This is a genomic window from uncultured Streptococcus sp. (genome assembly GCF_963525625.1).
Taxonomy (GTDB): Bacteria; Bacillota; Bacilli; order Lactobacillales; family Streptococcaceae; genus Streptococcus.
In genome coordinates this window covers 1-25985 of the sequence record NZ_CAURLD010000022.1, presented here as the reverse complement: position 1 = coordinate 25985, position 25985 = coordinate 1, and the positions used below count along the sequence as shown (strand labels likewise).

Genomic DNA, 25985 nt, shown 5'->3' with positions numbered 1-25985 from the left:
GGTAATAAAAAGCAAAACGATTTAGCCAACGGAAACTCACCTTCCACAGCTTAGCTAAGCTCTTAAAAAAACAAGACATTTTGAGCTTTCAAAACGTCTTGTTTTTGCTTTATAATATTTCAATTATATTACATTTTATTCATTTTCCAGCAATTCTGGGGATATTTTTTGCTTTTTTATTTGTTTTAAGTTAAAATAAACCAGTATGAGGAAGAGGATTAAACCGCTTGCAATCCTAATTTTCTTTGCTTCTTTTATCGCTTTTATTTTGATAAGCAAGCAAATTACTGACTCTCAGGAAAAGCAAGCACAGGCAAAAATTTCACAAACTAAACAGACTCCAAGTTCCTCAAAAAAAGAGGAAACATCTGACGATTCGTCCTTGGATGAAGAGTTTATTTCCAGACCAATCATTGACATTTCTGGCTGGCAGCTGCCAAGTGAGATTAATTACGACTTACTCGCACAGAATGTTTCAGGAGTAATTGTCCGTGTTCATAGTGGAGCGCAAGCAAAAAAAGAAAACGCAGCAACCCATCTGAATGGTCTGGACAAGTCTTATGAAAGACACATCAAAGAATTTCAAAAGCGCAACATCCCTGTTGCTGTCTATGCCTATGTGGCCGCCAATAGCAAAAAGGAAATGGAAAAAGAAGCCGAAAGTTTCTACAAGGCTTCTGCCAAGTACCATCCAACCTATTATTGGCTAGACGTCGAAGAAAAGACTATGTCTGACATGAATGCGGGAGTTGAAGCTTTCCGAGCCAAGCTAGAGTCACTTGGTGTTAAAAATATTGGTATCTATATTGGAACTTATTTTATGGAGGAGCATAGCATCTCTACCGATAAGTTCACAGCAATTTGGATTCCGACTTATGGTAATGACGACGGCTACTACAATGCCGCACCAAATACTGAGCAAGATTACGACTTGCATCAGTACACATCACAAGGTCAGCTGACTGGTTTCTCTCATTATCTTGATTTGAACCAGCTGTCAACCTTGAAAGACCAGACAGCTACTTATCAAAAGCTATTTACAGTTCCTAAAGAAGTCCAATAGCTCAAAACGACAGCTCAAATCTCAAAGACTGCTGTCGTTTTTTATTGTCAAAAAATAGGAAATTTCCAGCCGTTTCCTCTTAATAAAGCCTATATTTTATGATATAATGATTTGATAAATGAAATTAGAAAAGGAAAATACAATGATTTCTTGGTTGAATAGAATTTTCAAAGGAATGGTCATTGCACTTGGCTTTATTTTGCCGGGAGTTTCAGGCGGTGTTTTAGCAGCTATCTTAGGTATTTACGAACGCCTGATTCATTTTTTAGCACATTTAAAAGAAAACTTCGTCGAAAATGTTCTCTATTTCATACCAGTTGGAATCGGAATGATTTTAGGAATTGCCGCCTTCTCCTATCCTGTCAATCTGCTGCTGGACAACTACAAAGTGATTGTCCTTTGGGGATTTGCCGGAGCTATCATCGGGACTGTTCCTAGCCTTATTAAAGAGTCTGTCGCTAAAAGTGAGCGTGATCGGATTGATATTCTCGTTTTCTGGGTCAGCCTCATCCTTTCAGGAATCTTTCTTTATTCCTTAAATGGGATGGTCGGCACCTTGCCAGCTAACTTCCTCTCTTTTATCTTAGCAGGAGCTTTGATTGCACTGGGCATTTTAATTCCCGGACTCAGTCCGTCCAACCTTCTCCTGATTTTAGGGCTCTACGCTCCTATGCTGAACGGCTTCCGCAAACTGGATCTCTTGGGCACCTTTCTTCCTATCGGAATCGGAGGCACCTTGGCTCTGATTCTCTTCTCTAAGCTCATGGATCATATTTTGAAAAACTACTACTCTCGAGTTTATCATTTTATCATTGGAATCGTCCTGTCCAGTACCCTTCTTATTGTGGTGCCCCAAGCAGGAAACAGTGAAAGCATCAGCTATCATGGGGTTTCTGTATTGACACTTGTCCTTGCAGCCTTTTTCTTCGGTCTGGGAACCTGGCTGGGACTCTGGATGTCACAATTAGAAGAGAGATATACTAATGGCTAAAAAAACAAAAATCAAAAAAACACTGGTCGAGCAAATTTTAAGCAAGGGTAAGATTGAACATAGAGGCCTGCAGCTAAATGCTTTAGCAGAACAGCCAGTCGATGGTTTGGACCGTTCGCAGATTTATAAAACCTTGGCCTTGACAGGAGACAAGACTGGCACATTAATCGGTATCCTACCTATCACAGAGCATCTGTCCGAAAAGAAAATGGCCAAGATTTCCGGTAATAAAAAAGTCAGTATGATTCCTCAGAAAGACTTGGAAAAGACAACGGGCTATATTCACGGAGCCAATAATCCTGTCGGTATTCGTCAAAAGCACAACTTTCCAATCTATATCGACCAGTCAGCTCTAGAGCGAGATAGCATCATCGTGTCTGCTGGCGAAGTCGGCCGCAGTATCGAAATCAAGGCTCAAGATTTGGCGGATTTTGTTCAAGCTGACTTTGCAGACCTCAAGGAAAATCCTAGCTCATAATTGTTCAATACTGTACCTAATATTCTCAATAAACTCTAATAAGAAAGAAACAATCAACCACTATGAAATTATACTTTGTCCGACACGGAAGAACGGAATGGAATCAGGAAGGCCGCTTTCAGGGAGCCAGCGGTGATTCGCCACTTTTGCCAGCCGCCGTTGAAGAACTGCATACCCTAGGAAAACATCTGGCTCAGACACAATTTGGCAAAATTTACAGCAGCGACCTCCCACGCGCCGTTCGATCTGCTGAGATTATCCAAGAAGAAAGCCAGTTTCCGACTGACATCGTATCAGTACCTGAACTGCGAGAATGGCAGTTGGGAAAACTGGAAGGCGCAAAAATCTCTACCATAGAAGCCATCTATCCGCACCAGATGACTGCATTCCGCCACAATCTTTCGCAATTCAATCATACGTTTTTTGACGCTGAGTCAGTCTACCATACGACCCACCGGACCATTTCCTTTATCAAGACCCTAAAGGACAAGGATTATGAGCAGGTGCTCATTGTCGGACACGGTGCTAACTTAACCGCCAGCATTCGGACTATGCTGGGCTATGACACACCTCTTTTGCGCAAGAATGGCGGTCTGACCAATGCTAGTATCACCATCCTTGAAACAGAAGATTTTGAGAATTATGAGCTGATCACCTGGAATAATACGGATTACTTACTTGAAAAGGCAGAAAATTAAGGCTGGATTTCTAGCTTTTTTTCTTACTTTATAGCCAAATATAGATGAATTTCCCTATCTTTTGTGATAAAATAGGTAGGAAAACTTTTGGAGGAAAAACATGACTACTGAACATATTGAGGAATTAAACGACCAGCAGATTATCCGCCGTGAAAAAATGGCTGCGCTGGCTGAGCAGGGAATTGACCCTTTTGGCAAACGCTTTGAGCGGACTGCTAACTCTGCTCAACTGAAAGAAAAATACAACGATAAAGATAAAGAAGAATTAAACGAACTCAACGAAACAGCTATTATCGCTGGCCGTCTCATGACCAAGCGCGGCAAAGGAAAAGTTGGCTTTGCCCACATCCAAGACCGTGAAGGCCAAATCCAGATTTATGTGCGTAAAGATGCGGTTGGTGAAGAAAATTATGAAATCTTTAAAAAGGCTGACTTAGGAGATTTCCTCGGTATCGAAGGTGAGATTATGCGGACAGATATGGGGGAGCTTTCTATCAAGGCGACCCACCTTACTCATCTGTCTAAGGCTCTGCGCCCCCTGCCTGAAAAATTCCACGGCCTGACAGATGTCGAAACCATCTACCGTAAACGTTATTTGGATTTGATTTCCAACCGTGAAAGCTTTGAACGCTTTGTCACTCGCTCAAAAATCATCTCAGAAATCCGCCGTTACTTGGATGGACAAGGCTTCCTTGAAGTTGAAACTCCTGTTCTCCACAATGAAGCAGGCGGTGCTGCTGCCCGTCCATTTATCACCCACCACAATGCCCAAAACATTGATATGGTGTTGCGGATTGCAACCGAGCTTCACCTTAAACGTCTTATCGTTGGTGGTATGGAGCGAGTTTATGAAATTGGCCGTATCTTCCGTAACGAAGGAATGGATGCTACTCACAATCCAGAGTTCACTTCCATCGAGGTTTACCAAGCCTATGCGGACTTCCAAGACATCATGGACTTGACTGAAGGCATTATCCAACATGCAGCCGTCTCTGTTAATGGAGATGGACCAGTCAACTACCAAGGAACTGAAATCAAGATCAACGAACCATTTAAACGCGTTCACATGGTAGATGCCATCAAGGAAATTACTGGTGTTGATTTCTGGCAAGATATGAGCTTTGAAGAAGCTGCTGCCTTGGCTCAGGAAAAGAAAGTTCCGCTTGAAAAGCACTTCACCGAAGTTGGCCATGTTATCAATGCTTTCTTTGAAGAATTTGTGGAAGAAACCTTGATTCAGCCAACCTTTGTCTACGGTCATCCTGTAGCAGTATCACCTCTGGCTAAGAAAAATCCAGAAGATCCACGCTTCACAGACCGTTTCGAGCTCTTCATCATGACTAAAGAATATGCCAATGCCTTCACCGAGTTGAACGATCCAATCGATCAGCTATCTCGTTTTGAAGCACAGGCAAAAGCCAAAGAACTGGGTGATGACGAAGCAACTGGCATTGACTATGACTTTGTCGAAGCTCTGGAATATGGTATGCCACCAACTGGAGGTCTGGGAATCGGTATCGACCGTCTGGTCATGTTGCTAACAGATGTTACGACCATTCGCGATGTCCTGCTCTTCCCAACGATGAAATAATCTGTATTTTATACGATATTAAGAAAACAAATCCTGCTGGAATTCCAGCAGGATTTTTACATCACAAAAAAGTCTGGTTCCCCAGACTTTTATTATTTTATTCATATCTCAGTGCTTCAATTGGATCCAGTTTGGAGGCTTTATTGGCCGGCAGGATTCCGAAGAGAACACCGATTGTTGCTGAGAAGAGAAGGCTGACGATGCTGACTGGTAGAGATACCGTTACTGGTGTTCCTTCCAGCATTTGACTCATGGCCGAGCCTAGTACAGACGCAAGTCCTGCAGCTAGAAGCAGTCCAATCAACCCACCAATCAGTGTCAAAATCATAGACTCAATCAGGAATTGCATCAAAATATTGCCGCGTGTCGCTCCCAGAGCTTTCCGAAGTCCGATTTCCCGGGTTCGCTCAGTGACAGATACTAGCATGATATTCATAACGCCGATACCTCCGACAAAGAGTGAGATTCCGGCGATGGCACCGATAACTCCTGTCATGGCACCATAAATATTTTGCACTTCCTGATAAAGGGCACTATCATCTGTCACTTGATATTCGCCCTGTTGGAGACCAGCAATTTCTGTTAATTTCTTGGCAACCTTAGGGCCAAGTTCTGGAACCAAGCTAGTGTCATTCACTCGAAGAACAATCTCCGAAATTTCATCGACTCCAAAGTTAGCAGCTATGAGAGTATTGGTCGTAATGGCATTACCACCATAGACCTGCATGGAGCCAGATGCAGCAGCAGTCTCAGGATCTCTATAAACCCCAATCACCCGATAGTTACTGGCACCCACTGTCACAATTTTATTGATTGCCTCTTCAGCGGAAGAAAAAAGGGTCGCAGCCAGACCTTCGTCTAGCAGCACAACACTGGCAAAGCCTTGATAGTCTTGCTGTCTCAGAGCACGACCAGCAATTATTTTGTATTTTTTCACCTGAATATAGGTCATGTTTGCACCGACAAAGTTGACGCGCTCAGCCTGCTTATTTTCGTAGCTAAAGGTTTCCATAGCTGAGTTGGTCACATAGTAGCCGTCCACTCCCTTGATATGGGTCAATTCCTTAACCCATGCTTCCTGGGCCTTGGGTGGTTCCACCACTTCTTCGCTTTCATCTTCTACATTTACAGAATAGAGATCAGCCGTTTGTGTGTAGGAGCCGTCCTTGCTCTTTTTAGGAGAAAAGACGAGACGCATATTTTTCTGACTTTTGGTAAAACTCTCATTGACCCGTCGGGTAATGGAATCTCCTAAGGCCATTATAACCACAACCGAAGCCACTCCGATAATAATCCCAATCATGGTCAGGAAAGACCGCATCTTGTGTCCAAGAATGGAGCTAATGGCAAATTTCCAGTTTTGCATTAGACTAGTCCTCCTTCCTTAGCGCTATCAGATGAGATGACACCGTCACGAATGACAATTTGCCGTTTGGCATAGGCCGCAATCTCAGGCTCGTGGGTTACCATGATAATGGTTTTCCCTTCTCGATTGAGCTCAGTTAGGAGCTCCATAATCTGCTCACCAGTCTTGGTATCCAGGGCCCCCGTCGGTTCGTCAGCCAGAATCAGAGAAGGATTATTGACCAAAGCACGCGCAATGGCAACCCGCTGCTTCTGTCCACCAGAAAGCTCTGAAGGCAGATGATGCATCCGCGTGTCCAACTCCACCTTGGTCAAAAATTGCTCGGCCAAGGACTTGCGTTTAGACTGACCGACACCTGCATAGATCAAGGGCAGTTCCACATTTTGCAAGGCGTTGAGCTTAGACAAGAGAAAGAACTGCTGGAAGACAAAGCCAATTTGCTTATTTCGAACCTTGGCCAGCTTCTTATCACCTAGCTTAGCAACTTCTTCGCTTCCTAGATGGTATTCACCAGTGGTCGGACGATCCAGCATCCCAATGATATTCATCAGAGTAGACTTACCAGATCCAGACGGTCCCATGATGGCAACAAACTCACCCTCTTCAACCTCCAGACTGATGTCTTTTAATACCTGCAGTTCCTGGTCTCCATTGCGATAGCTCTTATTAATATTTTTTAACTCAATTAGCTTCTTCATAAGATTTCACCTCTTGACCGTCTTTCAAGCTATCTGTCGGATTGATGATAACTTTACTATCCTTTGTCAAACCAGATGAGATTTCTTGATTTTCAGCATCAGCATTTCCGAGCGTTACTTCTGTCTTCTTAGCAACTCCTTTTTCCAGGACCCAAACATAGTTCTTGTCTCCGTCCATTACCACACTGCTGACTGGCACAATGAGTCCCTGAGTATTGTTTTTAACTTCAATGTTGACAGAGAAACCTTGCTTGAGTTCACCAATCTCGCTGGTAATGTCAATTGTAAATGGATATTTGGAACCTGAAGCTGTTCCGCTACCACCTGTTCCAGACGGTTGAGCTGCTGCCTGCTGGCCGTCTTTCGGATAGTTGGAAATGTAGCTGATTTTACCAGTCCATTTCTTGTCTGGGTAAACCTTTGATGTAATGGTCACTTCCTGACCGACAGACAAGTTAGCCAGATTGTATTCGGATAATTCACCCTTAATCTGCAGATTACCATTGCTGACGATATGAACCAAGGTTTGAGTGGCACCAGTAGTTGATTTTGAAACATCGCGGTTGACTTCTACGACCGTACCATCTGCTGTGCTGGTCACTGTCAAGGCATTGAGAGTAGCTTGTGCTTTATTCATATTATCAACTGCATCAGCTCGAGCATCGCGCAGATCAGCTGCCTGAGACTCCACAGAACGCTGAGCCTGAGCTTCAGACGCCCCATCTGCTTCTTCGTCACCAGTTGTATTTACAGTCACACCATTGGTTTGCAAGTCATGCAATTGACGATCAGCTTTGCTAACCGCCCGAGCAGCTGCATCATAAGCTGCCTGAGCCTCTGCACTTTTATAAGTTACCAACGCTTGACCGGCAGTCACTTGGTCACCGACATTGACCAGTACATTTTCCAAGTCACCCTTGGTGCTGTCATAGTAGATGTACTGCTCATTGCTGGCTGTGACATTTCCTGTCAGCAAGACTGAAGAAGCCACTGAACCTTCCTTGGCCTTCTGAACCAGCGGAGTAGTATCGACAGGTGCCTCAGAAGGATTCCCTCCGTTTAAAAACATGAAGAGAATTGCTCCTGCAACAACTGCAATCGTAGCTCCAATAATGCTAAATAATTGCCATTTCTTTAACTTTTTCATCTTTTTTCCTCCTCTTGATGAAAACGATTTTCTTTTGTTATATTATATCACAAGGCTATCATAATTCTTCTAAAAAAATTTACAGTTTTTCACAAATGGTTGCTATTTTATCTCAGATAGTCACTCCACTCAAATCCGTAGCAGATTTTTGCATTCACCTGCTAAAAAAGGTACAATTACCTCATATAATAGAAGGAGATTCTAACAAGATGAAAGAATTTGATATGATTGCTATTGGCGGTGGCAGCGGGGGAATTGCTACCATGAATCGGGCAGGCGAATACGGTGCCAAGGTTGCCGTTATTGAAGAAAAGAAACTGGGTGGCACCTGTGTCAATGTCGGCTGTGTCCCAAAGAAGATTATGTGGTACGGAGCTCAAATCGCTGAAGCTATCCATCATTATGGGCCAGATTACGGCTTTACCTCTGATAATAACGCTTTTGATTTTGCTACCCTTCGGAAAAATCGCGAAGCTTATATTGACCGAGCACGTTCATCTTACGACGGTAGCTTCAAACGGAATGGTGTCGAACTGATCGAAGGACGTGCCCGTTTTGTGGATGCAAACACTGTCCAAGTCAACGGCGAGCTTATTCGCGCCAAGCATATCGTTATCGCGACGGGTGCTCATGCTGCTATTCCAAATATCCCTGGCGCAGGCTACGGCGAGAATTCCGACGATGTCTTTGCTTGGGAAGAGTTACCTGAATCTGTAGCCATTGTCGGAGCAGGCTATATAGCTGTTGAACTAGCCGGAGTACTCCATGCTCTGGGAGTTGAAACAGATCTTTTTGTTCGTAAGGATCGACCACTGCGCAACTTTGACAGCTATCTGATTGACGGCCTGCTCCAAGAAATGGAGAACTCTGGACTCCAGCTTCATACCCATAAGATTCCGCAAAAGCTGGAAAAACTGCCTGATGGTCAGCTCAAGCTCTATTTTGAAGACGGCAGCAGCCACACAGCCCAGCATGTTATTTGGGCAATTGGTCGTAAACCAAACGTCCAAGACCTCAATCTGGAAGCAGCTGGCGTCACTCTCAATGAACGTGGCTTCATCTCTGTAGATGAGTACCAAAACACTGTTGTACCAGGCATCTATGCTCTAGGCGATGTAACAGGTGAAAAAGAATTAACTCCTGTTGCTATCAAGGCTGGACGAACTCTATCTGAGCGTCTTTTCAATGGTAAAACAAATGCTAAAATGGACTACTCAACTATTCCAACTGTCGTCTTCTCCCATCCCGCTATTGGGACAGTTGGCCTAACTGAGGTAGAGGCTGTCAAGACTTACGGAGCTGAAAATATTCACGTTTACACGTCTAGCTTCACATCCATGTACTCTGCTGTCACCCAGCACCGTCAACAGGCCAAGTTCAAGCTCATCACTGCCGGTGAGGATGAAAAGGTCGTTGGCCTGCACGGCATTGGCTACGGAGTAGACGAGATGATTCAAGGTTTCGCTGTTGCTATCAAGATGGGCGCTACCAAGGCTGACTTTGATGCTACAGTTGCTATTCACCCAACTGGCTCCGAAGAATTCGTGACCATGCGATAAACATTCAAAATCAGAAGAGGTTTGGTATTCCAGCCTCTTTTTGATTTCTGCTACCATTTTATAATAAAGATGCTGACCGTTCCATAACCTAATCTTTCATTTTACAGACGAATCTTACATTTTTGTAAGATTGTAAATTTTAGCTATTTCAGCTTCATTTGACATTCCTTTCAAATATCAGTTTAATGGAAGAAATTCAGATTTTTTTCAGACAATAAACTTCAGCATCACTATTTTAAAAGGTAAATTGTCAAATATACATCAAGAAATTCCAAAGATTATAAAAAGCGATCTATTTATTAGTTATTATATGAGACAAGGAGCCTGAAATGAAACCTCAGACTCCTTTTTCTTTATGGTAAAATAGCCACTGCCCTCACTGGTGAACCGCTGGCTTGATGCCAGTTGGGAAAGCTAATCGAGATGAGAGCACCCTTAGCCGGCAACTGATCCAGATTGGTCATAACTTCTAGCTGATAAATGTCCTGCTCCAAAAGATAGTATTCATTAAGCAATCCATGCTCCGCTGTAGGAATACCCGCATCTGTATCAAAAGTTTCGTGACCTACCGCCTTGACACCACGCTCATGGATAAGGAACTCTAGAGCATCTCGTCCCCACCCAGGAGTATGCTGAATCTCCTGAACATCCAGATTGCGCATAGCTGATTGACTTGGCCAACGCTTGGACCAGTCTGAGCGAAAGGCAACAAACGTTCCTGGCTCAATCTGACCGTGCTCCGCTTCAAAATCTAAAATATCCTGCTTGCCCAGAATAAAGTCTGGATTCTCTGCTACTTCCTTAGACTTATCAATAACCACCAAAGGCAGGAATAGATCTTTTAGCTCAATCTCTTCCAACCAGCGACCACCCTCCACAAAGTGAATCGGAGCATCAATATGAGTCCCGTACTGGCCAACTACAGAAAACTGCTGAACATGAAAACCGTCTTTCAAAGTGAAAATGTCCTTCTTCTCCAAGGCAGGTAGAGCTGGAAAATGCGGACTATCTTCCTTGATCTGATGGGACAAGTTGACCCATTTTTTCTCCTGTAGTTCCTGATAAATTTTTAATAAATCTGTCATATGCTTCTCCAATCTAGTCTGTTTTGCTTGGAAAGATGTTGATTATGCACCCACACCTCTAGCAAAATCTCTTATTTACTTTTGCATTATTATATCAATCAAAGTGTGCTGCTGCAATTCTTTATATCTCTTTTAGATAATCCTTTTTTGTTGATAAGAATATAGTTTAAAGCTATAGCTAATTTTTCTAATGAAAACTATTCAAAGATTGAAAATTTTGATATGATAGAACAAAGCAATTCAAAAACGAGGAAAACAGATGAGTAAAACAAAAAAGCTTCTTGCTGCTTTGGGTATTCTTTTCTTTAATATTTTTGGCCTTATAGCCTTCATCATCTTGCTCATCAGAAGCAAGAAACGGAAATAAGAATCTGTCTGTATAATTGTCTCGTCCGATTAAGAAGGACTTGACTTTTTTTTATTTAGCTTTTAAAATAGTTACCATAAAATAAAAAGAGGTTTACTATTTATGAACAAGAACAAAGCATTTCTTCTTGCCCTCCCAGCTATCGGAGCTGCCTTCCTAGCTGTCCTGTCCCAATTAACTATTTCCATTGGTCCCGTTCCCATCACGCTGCAGACTTTTGCTGTCGGTTTGATTGCAACGATTTTCAAACCTCGCGAAGCTGTTTTGTCAGTCTTTATTTATCTGCTACTAGGAGCTATTGGCCTACCAGTCTTTGCTGGAGGAAGCGGTGGTTTTCAGGCTCTCTTTGGTCCAAGCGCCGGTTATCTCTGGTTCTACTTACTCTTTGCCTTTGTGACATCCAGTCTGACCCATAAGAATAGTCCTTTCTATATGATTTTTATAGCCAATATATTGGGTGACGCTCTCGTCTTTGTCGGCGGTATCCTAGGACTACATTTCTTGGGGGGACTCGATTTCTCTAAGTCAGTCGCGGTTGGCCTTACTCCTTTTATCCTGCCAGACTTGCTAAAAATGGTTGTCATCACCATTATCAGCATTCCTATTTTTAAAAGTCTGAAATTTCATCCCTACTTTTCAGAGAAATAGAAAAAACTGATAGAGCTTTCTCTATCAGTTTTTAAATGCATCCACGAGAACTTGGAATTCTTCATTAGATAGTGTAATTCCCTTGCCCATTTTGCTGTGGTCTGGACTCCAAGTCCGAATATCATACTTAGCTGGTGCTCCGTTAAAGCTAACGCGGTTGAGCTCCTTGGTCCAGCCCTTGTCATTTTCAGACAGGACCAGAAGTTTTTCTTCGATTTCGAATGTAAATTCTGCCATATTTCACCTCTTGTTTTATTTTCCAACTAATAATTCGTAAAAGAATTTACAATTTAGGGAATTTTGTTATATAATATATTGTAACAAGTTATGGAGATTTTAGCTATGAAAAAATATCTCGAAATGATTTTACAAAGAGCCAACGAATTTATCAGTGGCAAAAAGAATGAACAAGGACCAGAGGACAGCGGCCGCATCCTGCGTACCATCGAGCTAGCTCTGCGAAAACAATCTGGTGTCCACGTTATCTTTCTGGATAAAAGCTTCACTGGCGATATTGTTAAATACGATCGCGAGCGCCTGCAGCTGATTATCAAGAATTTCAAGAAAAGTATGACCACTATTATCCGCGTGCAGGACATCAAGCGAATCAGTCTCGTACCCAATAATATCCGTGAAGCCCAAAAGAAGGACATTCGCATCACCAATCGTCGTTTCAAAAGATAACTCTTCTATCCAGCTGGATGGAAGAGTTATTTGTTTGTCTGAAAATAAATTGATTGATGCTTCTTGCATCCTGGATTAAAAGGATGAGCGCAGATAGGACAAGCATCCTTACAGTCAAGATACTGAGAAATAGTCAACTCTGTCCTGCAATGACCGCAGAGAACTACTCGATCTTCTGACCGACTGACAGGATAGGCCAGAAAAGCATGATCTTCGTAGCAGTCATGACAGAGAAAGCAAGGATAGTATTTCTGACAAGCAAAGCACTTAAGGGCTATGATATCTCTCTCACTGTGATAATGCTGGCAGCGAGTCTCCTCATCAAGAATATCGCCATAAACCTGAATCATGCTACTTCCTCTCTGAAAATCTCTATTCATAAAGATGGCTTTTGGATTAAAAAGCCACCTATGAATATAAGATTAAGCTCGGACGGTCACGCTAGTGCCATCTTCCTTGTAAAGATTAATCAAACCTTCCTTGCGAGCCCGCACCATATCGCCGGCCTCTACAGGCTGCTCCAAGTGAATGGTCAGAAGCTCCATCGGATTAGGAGCCCGATCAATTTTGTTACCGTCAGCATCTCGAAGGTCTTTGATAAAAGTTTCAAAATGACGGAAGCCCGGTCCATAAAACTCAACCTGATCCCCTTCATGGATAACATTACGCTGACGAATAGTCGCTGTCTGACTGTCTGCGTCATAAGCTACTACTTCAGCTACAAATTTGTATTCTGGAATCTTACGCCTCGCTCCGAACAGCTGCTCATTCTCAGTTGGAGTATGATAGTAGAATCCTGTGGCCAATTCACGTTGAGCAACCTTCCACATCTCATCGACCAAGTCCTGCTTGATAGCTTCAAACTTTTCAGGACTTTCTAGATAAGCATTTACAGCTGCTTTATAGCAGTTAGTCACCGTAGAAACGTAATGAATAGACTTCATCCGTCCCTCAATCTTCAAGCTATCCACTCCATTTTCAATCATATCTGGTATGCGGTCAATCATGGACATATCAACTGCGGACATAGAAAATTCTTCTGGAACTTCACCCTTCAAGCTCTTACGTTCTTGTCCAAAAGGCATATCGTAGAGGTCGTATTTCCAACGGCAGGATTGTGAGCAGCCACCACGATTGGCATCGCGCATACTCATGTGGTTGGATAATGTACAACGGCCGGAGTAGGAGATACACATGGCTCCATGAACAAAGGCTTCTATTTCAACGTCAGTCCGTCGGCGAATTTCAGCCAGCTCAGCCATAGAAACTTCGCGAGCTAGGACAACACGAGTCAGTCCTAGATTTTTCCAGAATTCCAGCGTTTCATAGTTGGTCGCACTGGCCTGAGTAGACAAGTGGATTTCCAGACCAGGTGCTTCTGATGCTGCGATAGCAATCAAAGCCGGATCTGAAACAATGACAGCCGCAATCCCGATATCCCGCAAACGGCGGAACCACTCACCAGCTCCCTCTTCATTTCCCTCGTGCATGACCATATTGGCCGCGACATAGACCTTGGCACCATAACTAGCCGCAAACTGAACCCCTTCTTCCATCTGTTCAAAGGTAAAGTTCCCAGCCCGACTGCGCAGACCATAGGCCTGTCCGCCAATAAAAACAGCATCTGCTCCATATCGAACAGCTACTTTTAGCTTTTCCAAAGTACCAGCAGGTGATAACACCTCTGGTCGTTTCAACTTTCTTGCCATCATTTTCTCCTATTTGCAATATAAAAGTGTTGATGTCTAATCCTTATTATTTTATAGTAATTTACCCCTAAAAGCAAGGTTCTTTGAATTATTTTCACAATTCTAATTTTCAGATTTTTCGAATTAATTCAAAAAACATCTATTTTTTAATCCTATTTTAGTAAATATCAATTTTGTTCTCAAAAAAGAACTCCTAAAAGGAGTTCTAGTTTAAATATTTATTTTACCATATCAGGGTCATAGTCATAAAATCCTGTATCAAGAAAACGATTTTTTGGATGTAGTTTGTGAATCGCCTCATCCAGCACAAAGGCTTGATCTGAGCTAAACTTGCCTGCTTCAATCAAATCTCTCGCCTCAACAAAAATCTTAGCAATCTCAACAAAGTTGTGGCCAGGTGTGTAGAGACCTTCCAACTTCCAGTGGCAGAATCCATGGTCAACCAACTCTATCAGCTTGGTCATCAAATCCAAGTCATTATTGGCAAAAATATGAGTACCATGATTGTCCTCAAAAATCGAATAATGGCTCTGCGGATCGCTTGGTTCCGCCAGAAAGAGGTCTCGCTCCCGTGTCTTTTCATCATCGATATGAGTAAAATTATAGTAATTCTGCAAAAGAGGACGCTTGGAGTGATGGATGACACTAGCTCCGTATACCAAGACTTCAGCAGGAATTTCCAGAATTTCTGGCATCTTAAAAAGCTCAGCAGAAGGAATCTCACGCGCTAGGACAGCTTCTGAAACTCCTGCGTTCTTAGCCCAAAAGTTAATCTGACGGCTGCTGGTAACCATGGTCGAGGCATCGTAAATGGTCTTTAATTTATAACCATCGCGCTGCAGCACATAGAAAACACCAGCATCACCAACGGTAATATAATCTGCCCCAATCTCCTGCAGAAAATCAAGATAGGGCTTGATCTTATCCATCATTTCTTGATGCATGAGCGCGTTCACCGCAACGGTCAACTCTTTTCCTGCTTGGTGAACCAAGTCAGAAATTCGATTTAATTCGTCTAAACTAAAATTATGAGGCAAACGAAGGCCGTAATTTTTCTCACCGACATAAATTCGATCGACATTTGCCTCCAAAAGTTCCTCAACTTGTTCTATACTTTCAGCTGTTGCTGTAATAATTATCTTTTTCATAAAACCATTATAGCAAAAAAATATAAAGGAGTGGTTTTTCATTCGAATTTATTCGTTTTGTAACTCTTTTGTAATATTTAAAACTGCAAAAAAATGGTAGAATTAGAGGGTACTGTAAGGAGAGAGAATTATGCACGTAAGAAAATACCAACAATATGATGACCCAACTGACTACTACTACCAAGAAATTGAATCTGAACAAACACCACTCTATCAAGAGTACTTACCTGAAGCAGAAACATCACCAAGATTAAGTGAACTCTTTTTCTTCTTAAATATTGCTGTGTTCTGTGTCTTGACAGTTTTGTTTAGCTTTGTATTTTTGAGTTTAAAAATGAATACATTTATGTCCTTCACTTTGGCCATTGCTTCCAGCCTGATTAGCATTCAATCTTATCGCCTGTTCGCAAAGAAACGCCAAACTAGCAAATAAACCAACCTTGTGATTCTACGATTTTAAAATATAAGAAAAACCGACGACGCTTTAAGTCCTCGGTTCTTTTTTCATTCTTGTAAACAAAGAAGACTAGCAAAATTGCTAGTCTTCTTTGTTTTATTTTTCTTCTTGACTGTCTGTTTCAACAGCCTTTTCTTCTTGTCCTTCTGTCGCTTCTGCTCCGAAGTCAATGATGATTTCTTCTGAAGGTTCTTCTTCCTCTTCGAAGATCACAGCTTCTTCCTCAGCTAAGCTACTTTCTTCTTTCTCAAATTTTTCTTTGATTTCGTTAAACTTATCTTGCGAGTAGTCAACGACTGACTTGGTCGTTTCTTTGACAGATTCGATGACTGTTTCAGTTGTAATCTCGCCTTTCTCAACCTTTTCTTTGGTTTGTTGAATTGCACTGACAGCTTGATTTGAAAAGTCTTTAGCGGACTGAACGACAGCTTCGTGTATATCATCAGGATTTTCTTGATATTCCTTAACAAAGTCCCGAACCTTATCTGTCGTTTCCTTTCCTTTCTTACTAGTCAGAAAATAGGCAGCAGCTGCACCAGTAACGGCGCCCAATAACAGTGATGAAAATTTTCCCATAATAGACCTTCTTTCTTATTTTTTAAACAATTTTGAAGCAAAACGCAAAGCAGATAAACCAGCTGTTGTTTTGACTGTTCCCTTACCAGCAGACACTGCTTTTTTACTCAGCGTACGCGCCTGAACGTTTAAATCTGAAACGGACTCAGACAGATCCGCAACAGCTGTAAACAAAGGATCAATGGTTGCGACTTTTTGATTGATGTCATCAGTTAAGACATTGACCTTGGCCAGTAAATCATTGGTTTGGTGAAGGGTCACGTTGACATCAGAAGTCAAGACCTTGATGGTATTTTCTGTTTCATCTAGCATCTTACCAGCTTTTTCGCCCAGATTTTTGACAGTAATCGTCAAGTAAATCACGAAGATAATGAGCGCTACCGCTAGTAATGCATAAGCAATTTCAATTATCATATTTCTCTCCTTTCATTGCAGACATCTCTGACAAGAGTCAGCGTCTCTAAGCTTTCTTATTCTTGATAATAAGGGGCTTTCTTTTTTCTTTGGTAAATGATGATGCCGATTCCTACAAAAATAAGAATCAGCGACAGCCATTGTGAAACACGCAGACCAGCAAACATAAGACTATCCGTCCGCATACCCTCAATGATCATCCGACCAAATCCATACCAAATCAGATAGAAGGCGGCGATTTCTCCCTGCCTCAGCAACTTAGGCCGACGGCGGAGAACAATAATCAATATAAAGCCAATTAGGTTCCATACAGATTCATAGAGGAAAGTTGGCTGTCTGTAGCTACCCTCTATATACATATTCTCTCGAATAAAACTAGGCAGATAGTTCAAACTCTTAACTGCCGCACCGTAGGCCTCATGGTTGGCAAAATTTCCCCAGCGCCCAATACTCTGAGCAATCATCACACTTGGTGCTGCGATATCTAGAAAATCGACTGGGTGAATCAACCTTCTCCGACAGAAGAAATAGAGAACGATGGCACCAGCTATTAGCCCGCCGTAAATGGCAATACCTGCTATTCCGCCATTCCAAAAATCGATGATTTTTATCAGATTCTTACCATAATAATCCCATTCGAATGCCACGTAGTAAAGTCGGGCACCCACGATGGCTACGGGGAAAGCCACTAGGATAAAATCTAAAATATCATCAGGAATAATCTTCCGACGTGGAGCCTCCTTCATGGCAAGATAAACGGCTAAAACTAAGCCTGTGACAATACAGATGGCATACCAGCGAATACTGATAGGCCCAAGTTGGATAGCTACTGGATCAATCATGTTTCACCTCATTTCGGCTAATTAAATCAGTAAGGCGTTCTTCAAAGATCTTGGTAGCATCATAGCCCATTTGCTTAGCTCGATAGTTCATCGCTGCAGCCTCAATCACAACCGAGATATTGCGACCGGTCTTCACAGGAATCCGAATACGCGGAATTCTGACGCCGGCAACCTCCAGCTCTTCTGTATCATTGCCCAGGCGGTCAAAGGTCTTATGGACATCAAAGTTTTCCAGATAGACAGCTATCTGAACCTGAGAAGAATCTTTGACAGCACTAGCTCCGTAAAGGCTCATAACATCAATGATACCAACACCACGAATTTCCAACAAGTGGCGCAGGATTTCAGCCGGCTCTCCCCAAAGGGTCATTTCATCCTTGGCATAGATATCCACTCGGTCATCCGCAACCAACCGATGGCCACGCTTAACCAACTCAAGCCCTGTTTCACTTTTACCAATTCCGCTGTCCCCTTGGATGAGAACCCCCATGCCATAGATATCCATCAGAACACCATGAACGCTGGTTCTCTCAGCCAGCCGAGAATCAAGGTAGCTGGAAATTTCTCCAGACAAGCGACTAGTAGAGGTTTTGCTTCTAAGAATAGCAATCTGCTTCTCATCAGCAGCGCTAATCATTTCTTCAGGAATCTCTAAATTTCGTGCAATGATAATCACCGGCGTCTCAGGCTGGAACATTTTCAGCAGCACCTGATGGCGGTTATGAGAGCTCATCTTCATCAGATAAGACCACTCTTTCATCCCAATCAGTTGTATCCGCTCGGGTGTATAAAAATCAAAATATCCAGTCATTTCAAGTCCAGGCCGAGAAATATCTGAAGTTTTAATTTCTTTCTCCAGTAAAACTTTATCTCCGTACTCCTGAGACAGACGAGACATTTTTAAGAGGTCTTTGACCTTTACTGACATTGTCTTCTCCCTTCAAATTTGTCTTCCTCTATTATAGCAAATTTTTACCTCAAAAGAATCCTTAAGATTGATTTTAGGTCGAAAAAATATTTTGATTTAAATCAACTTTTTAGTAAAAATAGAAAAACAGCCGCGACATCAATCGATCAGGCTGCTGAGAATTTTCTTTTGGTTCTTAAAACAAGGATGATTTTCTACAAAGGCCGGGACCTCTTTCAGAGGCAACCAGACATGAGCATCTGTTTCACCTGCCTGATAGCGGACTTGACTCTTATCGCCAGACACAAGCACTTCATAATAATCGAAATGGCACTGGTCTTTGATAGAGCACACCTGCTCCAAAAGCCTGATGCTATCAGGAACCAGGCCAGTTTCCTCTTTTAACTCCCGCAGGGCGGCTGTCTGACTATCCTCTCCTGCCAGCACACTGCCTCCCGCTCCGAACTCATAGTAGCCAGGATAGAGACTTTTATTTGCTGACCGCCGCATAAATAGAATATCACCATCCTGATGGCGAACCAAGACATTGACACAGAGATGAAACTGTCCTCCAGGAATTTTTTCTCCTCGAACCAGGAGATGAGGGAGTTGATTTCGATTTAAGTCATAAGCATTCCAAAATTCTGTCATATTTCCTCCTTGGATAAATTGCTAATATTTTGGTGATGTTTTTAAGTGTCAATTTACCTGGTTTTCTATCCTGCTTCTTTTTTAGATTTTTTCTAAAAGAAGCAAGCAGAAAATAAATCACGGCATAGAAATGTCTTACTAAAACATTCCCTACTTCAAGTAAAAAATCGGGAGTGCATCCCGAAATTTTCTATTTTATTAAGAATTACCAAAACCAGCCGTCTTTATCGTCTTTGATAGCTTCAACTTCTTTTCGTTTACGTGGGCCAGTTCCGTACATTTCTTCTTCTAAGTCTTCTTTATAGGGCATAACCATAGCCAGCAGGATATAGATGAGAATTCCCAAGCCGAAATTGACCACAGTAAAGATAATAAAGAGGAAGCGCACTAGGCTCAGATCAAAATCAAATTTATCAGACAGACCGGACAAGACACCGGAAATCAGTCGATTCTTTTTCAACTTATAGAATTTCACGTTCATGATAGAGACCTCAATGATCATATTTACTTTATTCTACCATATTTTATAAGAAAACAATCGGGCCAAAGGCTGATTATGGATTAGAATATTCATTCTTTTGAAAAAGAGAGTTCTTCAATGAACTCTCTTGCTAATCCTCTGACAAACTAAGCTTGCTCATACAGCGTCCGCAACGGTATTTTTGAAGATTGACTCTGCGTCTGCGACGGATAAGTGCTCCGCAGCTCAGGCATTCATAGATGAGAAAGATTTGCGAGTCGGACAAGGATGGAGCGTAGCGCAGACCATCAACTCGCTTGAGCAGGTCTTTAAAATCTCTATCCCCGTGGCGGTAACCTCTACCCTGATAATAGAGATGATAGTGAGCCAGCTCATGGCGGACAATTTTTCGAAAGGTCTCCAGCCCAAAAGTTCCATAGATTTTTGGGTTAAAATCCAGATGGCCATCTTTAGGAAAGAAGCGTCCCCCTGTAGTACGGAGACGCTTATTCCAATAAGCTTGGTGACGGAATTCCCAGCCAAAATCTTCAGCTGAGACCCGCTTGACATAGTTAGTTAGATTCATTTGGTGCTATCAGAGAGAGGTTAACCTTCTCCCGTTCCACATCCAATTTATCCACCCAGACAGTGACCAAGTCACCAACAGACAGGACTTGACTAGGATGCTTAATATAGTCTGTGCTCAGCTTGGAGATATGGATAAGACCGTCTTCGTGGATACCGATATCCACAAAGGCTCCGAAATCGACGACATTGCGGACGACCCCTTCCAGCTTTTGACCGATGCGCAGGTCCTTGATATCCAAGACATCCTGCCGCAAAACTGGCGCGTCGAAGGAATCTCGCAAATCACGGCCAGGCTTGAGCAGATCCGCAATAATATCTTTGAGGGTTTCTTCTCCTAAGCCTAGCTCTGCAGCCAAACTAGCAGTCTGAACAGCCTTTAATTTAGCTTGGGCTGCTTCATCCAAACTGCTGATTTCCAGACGCTTAAAGAGCTCCTCCACAGCCTTATAAGACTCTGGGTGAACGCCTGTATTGTCTAGTAGGTTATCACTTTCAGGAATACGCAGGAAGCCGGCTGCTTGTTCAAAAGCCTTTGCGCCCAGACGCGGCACTTTCTTGATGGCTTCGCGAGACCGAATCAAACCTTCCGTTTCCCGGTACTTAACAATATTTTCTGAAATAGTCTTATTGAGACCAGCTACATGGGCCAGTAGGGCAGGACTTGCAGTGTTTATATTGACCCCGACTTGGTTAACCACGGTATCAACGACAAAGTCCAGACTTTCAGACAGTTTTTTCTGGCTGACATCATGCTGGTACTGACCAACCCCGATAGACTTAGGATCAATCTTGACTAGCTCTGCCAAAGGATCCTGCAGACGGCGGGCTATGGAAATAGCTGAGCGCTTTTCAACAGTCAAATCTGGAAACTCATGACGAGCCAGTTCACTAGCAGAGTAGACAGATGCTCCGCTTTCATTGACGATGACATAGCTGACATTTGGATGGGATTTCAAAACTTCTGCTACAAAGGCTTCGCTTTCTCGGCTGGCCGTTCCGTTTCCGATGGCGATGATTTCCACGCCAAACTGTTCAATCAGCTCCGATAACTCTTTCTTAGATGCTTCAATCTGAGCTGGCTTTGCTGGCACTACTGGATAGATGACATGGGTCGTCAGCATTTTTCCTGTCGCATCAACAACAGCCAGCTTGGCTCCTGTCCGAAAGGCTGGGTCAAAGCCCAGTACTACACGACCTTTGAGAGGAGCAATTAGGAGGAGATGGCGGAGGTTATCTGAGAAGAGCTGAATCGCTCCATCCTCAGCAGCCTCAGTTAGCTCGGTCCGAATACGGCGCTCCATGGCTGGAATGATTTTCTTTTTAACCGCTTGCTGAACTGCTTCAATAATATAGGCATTTTTCACCTTGAAGCGTACTTCAAAGAAGCGCAGAATTTTCTCAAGATTGTGCTCAAAACCAACCTTGAGAATACCTAGCTTCTCACCACGGTTAAGAGCCAAGGTACGATAGCCTTGCATGGTCGCTACTTTTTCTGAAAAATCATAATAAATCTGGAAGACCTGCTTTTCATCCAACTCCCCGTCTTTGAGACTGGATACGATAGAAGAATTGGTCTGCATCTCATGATAGGTCCAAGCCCGCAGCTTGGTATCTTCAGAAATTGCTTCAGTCAGAATATCCACTGCTCCAGCTAGAGCAGCTTCTGATGTTGGAAAGGCTTCACTAGTCAGTTTCTCAGCTTCTTCCTGCAGATTAGCCGCATCCTGTAGGATGAAGCGGGCCAAAGGAAAGAGACCTGCTTCACGCGCAATAGTAGCCTTGGTACGGCGCTTCTCCTTGTAGGGCAGATAAAGTTCTTCCACATCAGCCAGCTTCTCAGCAGCCTCAATCTCAGAGCGAAGAGCATCCGTTAGTTTGCCCTGCTCCTCAATCTTATCTAAGACCGTCGCTTTACGCTCTGCCAAGGCAGTCATGCTTTTATCTAGGTCAATGATTGCCTTAATCTCGACCTCATCTAAATTTCCTGTCATTTCCTTACGGTAACGAGCAATAAAAGGAATCGTATTTCCTTCAGCGGTCAGATCTAGGGCCTGTGATACTTGGCTTTCTTTAAGGCCCAATTTCTGGGCAATTTTTTCAATATTTATATTTTCCATAACAATCCTATTATATCACAAGTGCTTTGAAAGATAGGCAGTTTTAGAACTATTTAGTACTATTTGTACAAAAAAATTTAGGGTAAATCAGCGACAAAGAGTCTCCTATGTTTCAAAATTTCATTTTTTGATAATTGGTAGTATAATAGAATTATTATCTTAGAAATGAGGTGCCTCTATGGCTGTTAAATTTACTAGATCAGACGATTTGGACAAAATGTTCGAGGAGTTTGCGACCCTGCCCAAGATGGAAAAGGTAGAGTTCCCTGAGGAAGACAAGAAAAAATCTAAAAACGAGAAGGATAAGAAAGAATGAGCTTCTTCTCTCAGCTGCCGGCCAGTGTCCTGCAAGCCGGTGCCATCTTTCTCTCCATTATCATTGAAGCCCTGCCTTTTGTCTTAATCGGAAGTATTATTTCTGGCTTTATCGAGGTGTATGTCACGCCAGACAAGGTTTATCGTTTCCTACCCAAGAACAAATGGGCTCGGATTTTCTTTGGAAGCTTGGTTGGTTTTGTCTTTCCTTCTTGCGAGTGCGGAATCGTTCCCATTATAAATCGATTTCTAGAAAAGAAAGTTCCCAGTTACACGGCTGTGCCTTTTCTGGTAACGGCTCCAGTCATCAACCCCATCGTGCTCTTTGCGACCTACTCAGCCTTTGGTAATTCCTTCCGAATGGCTCTGCTTCGTGCTTTAGGTTCTATGGTCGTGGCTATTCTTTTAGGGATTTTTCTGGGCTTCTTTGCGGATAGCAATATTCAGAAAGAAAATCGCAAGGCTGTTCATGAGCATGACTTTTCACATCTCAGTAAGGGACAAAAGTTTTTTCAGGTCTTTGTGCAGGCTATTGATGAATTTTTCGATACAGGCCGCTATCTGGTCTTTGGCTGTCTCTTTGCCAGCCTGGTCCAAGTCTATGTGCCAACCAGAATCCTGACCTCCATCAGCTCGACACCAGCTGTTGCTATTCTCCTGCTCATGCTGCTGTCCTTCCTGCTCTCACTTTGCAGCGAAGCTGATGCTTTCATCGGGAGCTCCTTGATTGCTAGCTTCGGCCTATCGCCTGTCTTAGCTTTCTTGGTCATTGGGCCGATGCTAGATGTCAAGAATCTGCTAATGATGAAAAACTACTTTAAGACACGCTTTATCTGGCAATTTATCAGCCTAGTTACCGTCGCCGTCTTTCTTTACTCTTGGCTTATGGGGGTAGTGCTATGATTCGATTTCTAATCTTAGTCGGCTACTTTGAGATCACCATGTATCTGCAGCTGACGGGCAAGCTAAATCAATATATCAATCTCCACTATTCCTATCTGGCCTACTTGTCTATGATTCTGTCTTTTGTCTTGGCAGTTGTGCAGCTTATCATCTGGATGAAGAAGATGGAGGTTCACAGTCATTTAAGCACTCGCTGGGCCAAGTTAGGCAGCGTGCTGCTCCTTGTCATTCCGCTTTTTGTAGGAATTTTCTTTCCAACTGTAACCTTGGATTCGACAACAGTTTCGGCTAAAGGATTTCATTTCCCGCTGGCTGAGGGAACTTCAACTGCTATTCAGCAGGACGAAGGCACAACCAGCCAATACCTGAAGCCCGACACCAGCACCTACTTTACTAAAGGGGCTTACGAAAAAGAAATGCGGGCAGCCGCTAAGAAATATATTAAGCAAGATACCATTCAGGTCACAACTGAGAACTACATGGAAATCATGGAAGTCATCTATGATTATCCCGACGAGTTTGTGGGTAAGACGCTGGAGTTCACCGGCTTCGTCTACAATGACCCCAGCGACCAGAAAAGTCAGTTTCTCTTTCGCTTCGGTATTATCCATTGTATCGCCGACTCAGGTGTCTATGGCCTCTTGACGACTGGAAATACCCAGCATTTCGAGAATAATACCTGGATTCATGCCAAGGGAAAAATTACCATGCACTACCATAAAAGTCTGGGGCAAAGCCTACCAACTCTAGAAGTTGAAAGCTTTAATAAGGTAGAAAAACCGGAAAATCCTTACGTTTATCGGGTATTTGAATAAAGAAAACGAGGCTAGCACAATCGTGTCTTAGCCTCATTTTTTGTATTTGAATATGTTTCAAGCAGCGGTTGATTTCTTTCCATTTATCTTCCTTTTCAGAAACCGAATTTCTGAATACAATCTTTAGAAAAATTGTGATAAAATAGAGACATCATTTAGAAAATAGGTATCAGGATGTCTTCAAAAGTTATTGTAACAATTTTCGGAGCCAGCGGTGACTTGGCCAAAAGAAAACTCTATCCATCCCTCTTCAGGCTCTATAAGTCTGGCAATCTTTCCAAGCATTTTGCAGTCATTGGAACAGCCCGCCGGCCTTGGAGCAAGGAGTATTTTGAGTCTGTCGTTGTCGAGGCAATCGCTGATTTAGCTGATAGCCCAGAGCAAGCCCAAGAGTTTGCCAGCCACTTCTACTATCAAAGCCATGATGTGCAGGATACCGAGCACTACATTGAGCTGCGCAAGCTTCAAAACCGACTCAATGAGCAGTACCAAGCCGAGCACAATAAACTCTTCTTCCTATCCATGGCTCCGCAATTTTTCGGCACCATTGCCAAACACCTCAAGTCTGAAAACATCGTAGACGGCAAAGGATTTGAACGTCTTATTGTCGAAAAACCTTTCGGAACAGACTTGGCAACTGCCAGCCAACTTAACGAAGAACTCTTAGCGGCCTTTAATGAAGAGCAGATTTTCCGTATTGACCATTACCTAGGCAAGGAAATGATTCAGAGCATCTTCGCTATCCGCTTTGCCAATCTTATCTTTGAAAACATCTGGAATCGTGACTACATTGACAATGTCCAGATTACCTTTGCTGAAAAGCTAGGCGTCGAAGAACGCGGCGGTTACTATGACCAGTCTGGTGCTCTGCGGGATATGGTGCAGAATCATACCTTGCAGCTCCTGTCACTCTTAGCTATGAACAAGCCAAAAAGCTTCAGCAAAGAGGACATTCGGGCAGAGAAAGTCAAAGTTTTTGAACGCTTGGTACAGCCCGATAAAGAAGACTTGAAACGCTTCTTTATACGCGGTCAGTATAAGTCTGGCACGGTCAAAGGTAAGAAATACATCTCCTACCGGAGTGAACCTAGTGTCAATCCTGACTCCATGACTGAAACCTTTGCTTCAGGAGCTTTCTTCGTAAATAGCGAACGTTTCCGTGATGTTCCATTTTTCTTCCGAACTGGTAAACGCCTCACAGAAAAAGGCACTCTTGTCAATATTGTCTTCAAGCAGATGGAGTCTATCTTTGGTGAGGAATTAGCTCCAAATGTTCTGACCATTCATATCCAGCCGACTGAGGGCTTCTCACTTAGCATGAATGGCAAAGAGGTCGGCGAGCGCTTCAGCTTAGCTCCTCTCTCTCTGGACTATCGAACAGACGCAACAGCCAGCGGTGCTTCACCTGATCCTTACGAAAAATTAATCTTTGACGTCCTTAACAATGACTCAACCAACTTCAGCCACTGGGATGAAGTGCGATCCAGCTGGGAGCTGATTGATCAAATTGAAGAGCTTTGGCATAGCAACGAAGTGCCACTCCATGAATATCCCGTCGGTTCTATGGGACCAGAAGCTGCCTTTGAACTCCTTAGAGAATTTGGAGCTGACTGGCAGTGGTCTCCAAAAAAATAAGATTTAAAAAATATTCATAAAAAGAGGCTGGGACAAAAGTCCTAGCCTCTCAATTGTCTTTGGATTGTCGAGC

General features: G+C 42.9%; 29 protein-coding genes. 13 read left to right on the top strand and 16 right to left on the bottom strand.

Going from position 1 to position 25985, the window contains the following annotated elements; all coding sequences use genetic code 11:
- The first annotated feature begins 205 nt into the window (after positions 1 to 205).
- From RYK49_RS10060 to lysS, 5 genes are all read left to right on the top strand, one after another.
- A complete protein-coding gene (locus RYK49_RS10060) occupies positions 206 to 1063 on the top strand; it encodes a glycoside hydrolase family 25 protein (RefSeq protein WP_314865614.1) in 858 nt (285 codons plus the stop codon).
- 142 nt (positions 1064 to 1205) lie between these two features.
- The gene (locus RYK49_RS10055; protein WP_314865612.1) at positions 1206 to 2054 is read left to right on the top strand and encodes a DUF368 domain-containing protein; all 849 of its coding nucleotides are present in this window, start codon (positions 1206 to 1208) and stop codon (positions 2052 to 2054) included.
- Positions 2047 to 2532 carry an aminoacyl-tRNA deacylase gene (locus tag RYK49_RS10050; protein WP_314865610.1) on the top strand — a complete coding sequence of 162 codons (486 nt, stop codon included), beginning with the start codon at positions 2047 to 2049 and terminating at the stop codon, positions 2530 to 2532. The genes RYK49_RS10055 and RYK49_RS10050 overlap by 8 nt, the downstream gene beginning before the upstream one ends.
- A gap of 62 nt (positions 2533 to 2594) precedes the next feature.
- The gene (locus RYK49_RS10045; protein ID WP_314865608.1) at positions 2595 to 3230 is read left to right on the top strand and encodes a histidine phosphatase family protein; all 636 of its coding nucleotides are present in this window, start codon (positions 2595 to 2597) and stop codon (positions 3228 to 3230) included.
- 100 nt (positions 3231 to 3330) lie between these two features.
- Positions 3331 to 4821 carry a lysine--tRNA ligase gene (gene lysS / locus RYK49_RS10040; RefSeq protein ID WP_002894992.1) on the top strand — a complete coding sequence of 497 codons (1491 nt, stop codon included), beginning with the start codon at positions 3331 to 3333 and terminating at the stop codon, positions 4819 to 4821.
- 97 nt (positions 4822 to 4918) lie between these two features.
- Here the strand turns inward: lysS and RYK49_RS10035 are convergent, their stop codons facing one another.
- Genes RYK49_RS10035 through RYK49_RS10025 form a run of 3 tightly spaced genes read right to left on the bottom strand, consistent with a single transcriptional unit; the run spans position 4919 to position 8032 of the window.
- Positions 4919 to 6187, bottom strand: a complete 1269-nt coding sequence (locus RYK49_RS10035; RefSeq protein ID WP_125331433.1) for an ABC transporter permease — start codon at positions 6185 to 6187, stop codon at positions 4919 to 4921.
- Positions 6187 to 6885: an ABC transporter ATP-binding protein gene (locus RYK49_RS10030; protein ID WP_002906126.1), complete on the bottom strand. Its 699-nt coding sequence runs from the start codon at positions 6883 to 6885 to the stop codon at positions 6187 to 6189. Before RYK49_RS10030 ends, RYK49_RS10035 begins: the two co-directional genes overlap by 1 nt.
- Positions 6869 to 8032 (bottom strand): efflux RND transporter periplasmic adaptor subunit, encoded by a 1164-nt coding sequence (locus tag RYK49_RS10025; RefSeq protein ID WP_002920756.1) that lies wholly within the window; start codon positions 8030 to 8032, stop codon positions 6869 to 6871. Before RYK49_RS10025 ends, RYK49_RS10030 begins: the two co-directional genes overlap by 17 nt.
- Before the next feature lie 209 nt (positions 8033 to 8241).
- Here RYK49_RS10025 and gorA point away from each other — a divergent pair, with 209 nt between their 5' ends.
- Positions 8242 to 9591, top strand: coding sequence for a glutathione-disulfide reductase (gene gorA, locus RYK49_RS10020; protein ID WP_314830978.1), 1350 nt, complete (start codon positions 8242 to 8244; stop codon positions 9589 to 9591).
- Between the two features lie 353 nt (positions 9592 to 9944).
- Here the strand turns inward: gorA and RYK49_RS10015 are convergent, their stop codons facing one another.
- Positions 9945 to 10676 carry a cyclase family protein gene (locus RYK49_RS10015; RefSeq protein ID WP_032909692.1) on the bottom strand — a complete coding sequence of 244 codons (732 nt, stop codon included), beginning with the start codon at positions 10674 to 10676 and terminating at the stop codon, positions 9945 to 9947.
- A 469-nt stretch (positions 10677 to 11145) separates the two neighbouring features.
- On the opposite strand from RYK49_RS10015, the gene RYK49_RS10010 reads away from it, so the two are divergent.
- Positions 11146 to 11691, top strand: a complete 546-nt coding sequence (locus tag RYK49_RS10010; RefSeq protein ID WP_002906117.1) for a biotin transporter BioY — start codon at positions 11146 to 11148, stop codon at positions 11689 to 11691.
- Positions 11692 to 11715: 24 nt separating this feature from the next.
- Here the strand turns inward: RYK49_RS10010 and RYK49_RS10005 are convergent, their stop codons facing one another.
- Positions 11716 to 11928, bottom strand: coding sequence for a YdbC family protein (locus tag RYK49_RS10005; RefSeq protein ID WP_002897227.1), 213 nt, complete (start codon positions 11926 to 11928; stop codon positions 11716 to 11718).
- 90 nt (positions 11929 to 12018) lie between these two features.
- Between RYK49_RS10005 and RYK49_RS10000 the strand changes: the two genes are divergently transcribed.
- Positions 12019 to 12375 carry a hypothetical protein gene (locus tag RYK49_RS10000; protein ID WP_002899965.1) on the top strand — a complete coding sequence of 119 codons (357 nt, stop codon included), beginning with the start codon at positions 12019 to 12021 and terminating at the stop codon, positions 12373 to 12375.
- A 26-nt stretch (positions 12376 to 12401) separates the two neighbouring features.
- Here the strand turns inward: RYK49_RS10000 and RYK49_RS09995 are convergent, their stop codons facing one another.
- The 3 genes from RYK49_RS09995 to RYK49_RS09985 form a co-directional block, all read right to left on the bottom strand.
- Entirely contained in the window at positions 12402 to 12725 is a 324-nt protein-coding gene (locus RYK49_RS09995; RefSeq protein ID WP_002906115.1) for a CHY zinc finger protein, read from the bottom strand.
- Between the two features lie 72 nt (positions 12726 to 12797).
- Entirely contained in the window at positions 12798 to 14084 is a 1287-nt protein-coding gene (locus RYK49_RS09990) for a U32 family peptidase (protein WP_314830981.1), read from the bottom strand.
- Between the two features lie 218 nt (positions 14085 to 14302).
- Positions 14303 to 15232 (bottom strand): peptidase U32 family protein, encoded by a 930-nt coding sequence (locus RYK49_RS09985; RefSeq protein ID WP_185775406.1) that lies wholly within the window; start codon positions 15230 to 15232, stop codon positions 14303 to 14305.
- Positions 15233 to 15362: 130 nt separating this feature from the next.
- Between RYK49_RS09985 and RYK49_RS09980 the strand changes: the two genes are divergently transcribed.
- Complete coding sequence (locus RYK49_RS09980; RefSeq protein ID WP_002894977.1) at positions 15363 to 15665, top strand: DUF3270 family protein; 303 nt, start codon at positions 15363 to 15365, stop codon at positions 15663 to 15665.
- A 120-nt stretch (positions 15666 to 15785) separates the two neighbouring features.
- Here the strand turns inward: RYK49_RS09980 and RYK49_RS09975 are convergent, their stop codons facing one another.
- The 8 genes from RYK49_RS09975 to RYK49_RS09940 form a co-directional block, all read right to left on the bottom strand.
- Entirely contained in the window at positions 15786 to 16265 is a 480-nt protein-coding gene (locus RYK49_RS09975) for a YtxH domain-containing protein (RefSeq protein WP_314830982.1), read from the bottom strand.
- A 15-nt stretch (positions 16266 to 16280) separates the two neighbouring features.
- Positions 16281 to 16679 carry a DUF948 domain-containing protein gene (locus tag RYK49_RS09970; protein WP_002897219.1) on the bottom strand — a complete coding sequence of 133 codons (399 nt, stop codon included), beginning with the start codon at positions 16677 to 16679 and terminating at the stop codon, positions 16281 to 16283.
- Positions 16680 to 16735: 56 nt separating this feature from the next.
- Positions 16736 to 17521, bottom strand: a complete 786-nt coding sequence (gene lgt, locus RYK49_RS09965; RefSeq protein WP_002920747.1) for a prolipoprotein diacylglyceryl transferase — start codon at positions 17519 to 17521, stop codon at positions 16736 to 16738.
- Complete coding sequence (gene hprK, locus RYK49_RS09960; protein WP_314830984.1) at positions 17514 to 18449, bottom strand: HPr(Ser) kinase/phosphatase; 936 nt, start codon at positions 18447 to 18449, stop codon at positions 17514 to 17516. Before hprK ends, lgt begins: the two co-directional genes overlap by 8 nt.
- A gap of 138 nt (positions 18450 to 18587) precedes the next feature.
- Positions 18588 to 19079, bottom strand: a complete 492-nt coding sequence (locus tag RYK49_RS09955) for an NUDIX hydrolase (protein WP_314830985.1) — start codon at positions 19077 to 19079, stop codon at positions 18588 to 18590.
- A gap of 205 nt (positions 19080 to 19284) precedes the next feature.
- On the bottom strand, positions 19285 to 19560 hold the full coding sequence (locus tag RYK49_RS09950; protein ID WP_314830986.1) for a PspC domain-containing protein: 276 nt from the start codon (positions 19558 to 19560) through the stop codon (positions 19285 to 19287).
- Positions 19561 to 19690: 130 nt separating this feature from the next.
- Positions 19691 to 20125 (bottom strand): SprT family protein, encoded by a 435-nt coding sequence (locus RYK49_RS09945; RefSeq protein ID WP_314830987.1) that lies wholly within the window; start codon positions 20123 to 20125, stop codon positions 19691 to 19693.
- A complete protein-coding gene (locus tag RYK49_RS09940; RefSeq protein WP_314830988.1) occupies positions 20112 to 22244 on the bottom strand; it encodes a Tex family protein in 2133 nt (710 codons plus the stop codon). Before RYK49_RS09940 ends, RYK49_RS09945 begins: the two co-directional genes overlap by 14 nt.
- A 178-nt stretch (positions 22245 to 22422) precedes the next feature.
- On the opposite strand from RYK49_RS09940, the gene RYK49_RS09935 reads away from it, so the two are divergent.
- The 4 genes from RYK49_RS09935 (at position 22423) to zwf (ending at position 25912) form a co-directional block, all read left to right on the top strand.
- Entirely contained in the window at positions 22423 to 22560 is a 138-nt protein-coding gene (locus tag RYK49_RS09935; RefSeq protein WP_002897213.1) for an SPJ_0845 family protein, read from the top strand.
- Positions 22557 to 23462, top strand: coding sequence for a permease (locus tag RYK49_RS09930; RefSeq protein WP_314830989.1), 906 nt, complete (start codon positions 22557 to 22559; stop codon positions 23460 to 23462). Before RYK49_RS09935 ends, RYK49_RS09930 begins: the two co-directional genes overlap by 4 nt.
- Positions 23459 to 24277 carry a TIGR03943 family putative permease subunit gene (locus RYK49_RS09925; RefSeq protein ID WP_314830990.1) on the top strand — a complete coding sequence of 273 codons (819 nt, stop codon included), beginning with the start codon at positions 23459 to 23461 and terminating at the stop codon, positions 24275 to 24277. Before RYK49_RS09930 ends, RYK49_RS09925 begins: the two co-directional genes overlap by 4 nt.
- A gap of 174 nt (positions 24278 to 24451) precedes the next feature.
- A complete protein-coding gene (zwf, locus tag RYK49_RS09920) occupies positions 24452 to 25912 on the top strand; it encodes a glucose-6-phosphate dehydrogenase (RefSeq protein ID WP_314830991.1) in 1461 nt (486 codons plus the stop codon).
- Positions 25913 to 25985 lie beyond the last annotated feature (73 nt).

Bases quoted from the DNA above. Each gene is read 5' to 3' on its own strand.
- RYK49_RS09970 (WP_002897219.1), bottom strand. From the start codon at position 16,679: ATGATAATTGAAATTGCTTATGCATTACTAGCGGTAGCGCTCATTATC.
- RYK49_RS10055 (WP_314865612.1), top strand. From the start codon at position 1,206: ATGATTTCTTGGTTGAATAGAATTTTCAAAGGAATGGTCATTGCACTT.
- RYK49_RS09980 (WP_002894977.1), top strand. From the start codon at position 15,363: ATGCACGTAAGAAAATACCAACAATATGATGACCCAACTGACTACTAC.
- RYK49_RS09935 (WP_002897213.1), top strand. From the start codon at position 22,423: ATGGCTGTTAAATTTACTAGATCAGACGATTTGGACAAAATGTTCGAG.
- lysS (WP_002894992.1), top strand. From the start codon at position 3,331: ATGACTACTGAACATATTGAGGAATTAAACGACCAGCAGATTATCCGC.
- RYK49_RS09945 (WP_314830987.1), bottom strand. From the start codon at position 20,125: ATGAATCTAACTAACTATGTCAAGCGGGTCTCAGCTGAAGATTTTGGC.
- zwf (WP_314830991.1), top strand. From the start codon at position 24,452: ATGTCTTCAAAAGTTATTGTAACAATTTTCGGAGCCAGCGGTGACTTG.
- RYK49_RS09985 (WP_185775406.1), bottom strand. From the start codon at position 15,232: ATGAAAAAGATAATTATTACAGCAACAGCTGAAAGTATAGAACAAGTT.
- RYK49_RS10000 (WP_002899965.1), top strand. From the start codon at position 12,019: ATGGAGATTTTAGCTATGAAAAAATATCTCGAAATGATTTTACAAAGA.
- RYK49_RS10005 (WP_002897227.1), bottom strand. From the start codon at position 11,928: ATGGCAGAATTTACATTCGAAATCGAAGAAAAACTTCTGGTCCTGTCT.
- RYK49_RS10030 (WP_002906126.1), bottom strand. From the start codon at position 6,885: ATGAAGAAGCTAATTGAGTTAAAAAATATTAATAAGAGCTATCGCAAT.
- RYK49_RS09955 (WP_314830985.1), bottom strand. From the start codon at position 19,079: ATGACAGAATTTTGGAATGCTTATGACTTAAATCGAAATCAACTCCCT.
- RYK49_RS09995 (WP_002906115.1), bottom strand. From the start codon at position 12,725: ATGATTCAGGTTTATGGCGATATTCTTGATGAGGAGACTCGCTGCCAG.
- RYK49_RS10045 (WP_314865608.1), top strand. From the start codon at position 2,595: ATGAAATTATACTTTGTCCGACACGGAAGAACGGAATGGAATCAGGAA.
- RYK49_RS10060 (WP_314865614.1), top strand. From the start codon at position 206: ATGAGGAAGAGGATTAAACCGCTTGCAATCCTAATTTTCTTTGCTTCT.
- hprK (WP_314830984.1), bottom strand. From the start codon at position 18,449: ATGTCAGTAAAGGTCAAAGACCTCTTAAAAATGTCTCGTCTGTCTCAG.
- RYK49_RS09925 (WP_314830990.1), top strand. From the start codon at position 23,459: ATGATTCGATTTCTAATCTTAGTCGGCTACTTTGAGATCACCATGTAT.
- RYK49_RS09930 (WP_314830989.1), top strand. From the start codon at position 22,557: ATGAGCTTCTTCTCTCAGCTGCCGGCCAGTGTCCTGCAAGCCGGTGCC.
- gorA (WP_314830978.1), top strand. From the start codon at position 8,242: ATGAAAGAATTTGATATGATTGCTATTGGCGGTGGCAGCGGGGGAATT.
- RYK49_RS09940 (WP_314830988.1), bottom strand. From the start codon at position 22,244: ATGGAAAATATAAATATTGAAAAAATTGCCCAGAAATTGGGCCTTAAA.
- RYK49_RS10035 (WP_125331433.1), bottom strand. From the start codon at position 6,187: ATGCAAAACTGGAAATTTGCCATTAGCTCCATTCTTGGACACAAGATG.
- RYK49_RS10015 (WP_032909692.1), bottom strand. From the start codon at position 10,676: ATGACAGATTTATTAAAAATTTATCAGGAACTACAGGAGAAAAAATGG.
- RYK49_RS09990 (WP_314830981.1), bottom strand. From the start codon at position 14,084: ATGGCAAGAAAGTTGAAACGACCAGAGGTGTTATCACCTGCTGGTACT.
- RYK49_RS10010 (WP_002906117.1), top strand. From the start codon at position 11,146: ATGAACAAGAACAAAGCATTTCTTCTTGCCCTCCCAGCTATCGGAGCT.
- lgt (WP_002920747.1), bottom strand. From the start codon at position 17,521: ATGATTGATCCAGTAGCTATCCAACTTGGGCCTATCAGTATTCGCTGG.
- RYK49_RS09950 (WP_314830986.1), bottom strand. From the start codon at position 19,560: ATGAACGTGAAATTCTATAAGTTGAAAAAGAATCGACTGATTTCCGGT.
- RYK49_RS09975 (WP_314830982.1), bottom strand. From the start codon at position 16,265: ATGGGAAAATTTTCATCACTGTTATTGGGCGCCGTTACTGGTGCAGCT.
- RYK49_RS10025 (WP_002920756.1), bottom strand. From the start codon at position 8,032: ATGAAAAAGTTAAAGAAATGGCAATTATTTAGCATTATTGGAGCTACG.
- RYK49_RS10050 (WP_314865610.1), top strand. From the start codon at position 2,047: ATGGCTAAAAAAACAAAAATCAAAAAAACACTGGTCGAGCAAATTTTA.